The following is a 2377-nucleotide window of genomic DNA, read 5'->3' as shown; positions in this document are numbered from 1 at the left end:
AGCTGATGGTGTGCAGCCGGCGTGCATCGGGAACGATGCGCGGGTCGGTCGTGTAGACGCCGTCGACGTCGGTGTAGATCAGGCATTCGTCGGCCTTCATCGCGGCTGCGACCGCCACCGCCGAGGTGTCCGAGCCGCCGCGGCCGAGCGTCGTGATGTGGCCGTCGGCATCGATGCCCTGGAAGCCGGTGATGACCACCACCTTGCCCTGCGCCAGGTCGGCGCGCACGCGGGCGTCGTCGATGCTCTGGATGCGCGCCTTCGTGTACGAGCTGTCGGTCTGCACCGGCACCTGCCAGCCGGCGTAGCTGACGGCCTGCATCCCCTCGGCCTGCAGCGCGATCGACAGCAGGCCCACCGAGACCTGCTCGCCGGTCGACGCGATCATGTCGAGTTCACGGTCGATCGCCGTGGTCGGCGAGGCCGGCGACAGCTCTTTCGCGAGGCCGAGCAGGCGGTTCGTCTCGCCGCTCATCGCCGAAGGAACGACCACCATCTGGTGGCCGGCGCGGGCCCATTTGGCAACGCGTTTCGCGACGTTGCGAATGCGCTCCGTGCTGCCCATGGAGGTGCCGCCGTACTTGTGAACGATGAGTGCCATGAAAGAGGTCTTGCCGCGAGTGGAGAAAAGGGTCGCGAGTCGATCGCAACCGGGCATTTTAACCGCGCGGAATGCGCCGCCAGGCCAGGCTCACCTGCGCCTGCCCCGGCAAGCCGATCACGCGGGCGTCGATGCCGAGGCCCGGCACGAAGAGCAGTTGCCCGCCGCTCCAGACGAGCGGACCGTCGCGGTCCCATGCCGGCACCGCTGCCGCCTGGTACTGCTTCTTCAGGCTGCGCGGCGGCCGGCCGAGGCCGGCCTGGAATTGCTCGCCGCCTTCGCGTGCGCGCAGCACGAGCGCGCCCAGCCATGCGAGCGGAATGCCGTCGTGCTTCACGCGCGTCGCGACGAGCTCGCCGCCCCAGCCCGGCAAGGCGTGGCGGCCGGCGCGGCGGATGCTCAACGCCGATTCGCGTTCCGGAGTTCCCGCAGGGGTCGGCAGCGATGCCACGAAGCCAAGGCGGCCGCGGTGCACGCGCAACTCGCCCCCCCTCGCCGGCCAGGCGCCCTGCCCGCCCAGCTCGTGCTGCAGCCGCAGCACGAGGCTCGCCGGCGCCGGCTGGCCGATCGACGCGAGCCAGCCGCGCAGCGCGTTCGATTGCCGCGCTTCGCTGAGCATGCGCCACTCGGTCACGATGAGGCCACGCGCATCGGCCACGCGTTCGAGATCGATCGCCGCCAGTTCGTCGAGCGCTGCCGCCGCCTGCTGCGCCCAGCGCGCCGACTGCGCGAGCGAGGCCTCGGCCTGCGGGAAGGCGTCGACGATCGCCGGCCACGCCGCGCGCCGCAGCCGGTTGCGGGCGAAGCGCTCGTCGCTGTTGCTGTCGTCGTCGATGAAGCGCAGCCGATGCCGGCGCACATAAGCCTCGATCACCTCGCGCGGCGCATCGAGCCAGGGACGCTCCCAGACCATGCCGTCGCGTTCGATGCGGCGCGGCATGCCCGCCAGCCCCGCGACGCCGCCGCCGCGCAGCGCCTGCAGCAGCAGCGTCTCGGCCTGGTCGCGCCGGTGATGGGCCAGCAGCACGATGCCCGCCTGCGCCTCCAGTGCCATCGCGCGCAACGCGCCGTAGCGCGCCTGCCGCGCCCACGCCTCGACGCTGTCGCCGCCGCGCGGCGCATCGCTCAATCGATGCACGATGAAGCGCACCGGCAAGCCGAGGCGCGCCCAGCGCGCGCATTGCCGTTGTCCGTGGGCGAGCCACGCATCGGCATGCGGGCTCAGCCCATGGTGGACATGGAGGGCGAGCACCTCGACGCCGGTGCCGCGTGCCGCATGCAGCGTGGCATGCAGCAGGGCCGTCGAATCGCGGCCCGCGCTGTAGGCGACCGCGACGCGCTTCGGCGCCAACGTCGCCACGGCGAGGTCAGTGGTCCTTGGTGTCGCTGAAGCGGCCGTAGGCGCGCAGGCGCTCGTAGCGGCGCTGCAGCAGTTCCTTCGGCTTCAGGTCGCTGACCTGGCGCAACGCGTCGTTCAGCGCGCGCTTCAGGAACGAGGCCATCTGCTTGGTGTCGCGGTGCGCGCCACCGACCGGCTCGTTGACGATCTTGTCGACTAGGCCGAGCGCCTTCAGGCGATGCGCCGTGATGCCCAGCGCTTCGGCGGCATCGGAGGCGCGCTCCGAGGTCTTCCACAGGATCGACGCGCAGCCTTCCGGCGAGATCACCGAGTACACCGAGTACTGCAGCATCAGCACCTGGTCACCGACGCTGATCGCGAGCGCCCCGCCGGAGCCGCCCTCGCCGATGATGGTGGAGATGATGGGCACCTCGAGC

Annotated in this window: 2 protein-coding genes and 1 pseudogene; all 3 read right to left on the bottom strand. The window is 71.4% G+C overall.

The window, feature by feature from the left end; translation table 11 throughout:
- Nucleotides 1-601: aspartate kinase (locus AC1D12_RS31100; protein ID WP_477845058.1), on the bottom strand; the 601-nt coding region annotated here is incomplete at its 3' end.
- A gap of 58 nt (nucleotides 602-659) precedes the next feature.
- Entirely contained in the window at nucleotides 660-1961 is a 1302-nt protein-coding gene (tilS, locus tag AC1D12_RS31095) for a tRNA lysidine(34) synthetase TilS (protein WP_477845057.1), read from the bottom strand.
- Nucleotides 1962-1968: 7 nt separating this feature from the next.
- Nucleotides 1969-2377 (bottom strand): annotated as a pseudogene (locus AC1D12_RS31090) (acetyl-CoA carboxylase carboxyl transferase subunit alpha); the annotation flags it as partial.

Source organism: Rhizobacter sp. P1_G5 (genome assembly GCF_056405435.1).
The sequence above is the reverse complement of the archived record's forward strand: the minus strand, read 5'-3'. Positions and strand labels throughout refer to the sequence as shown.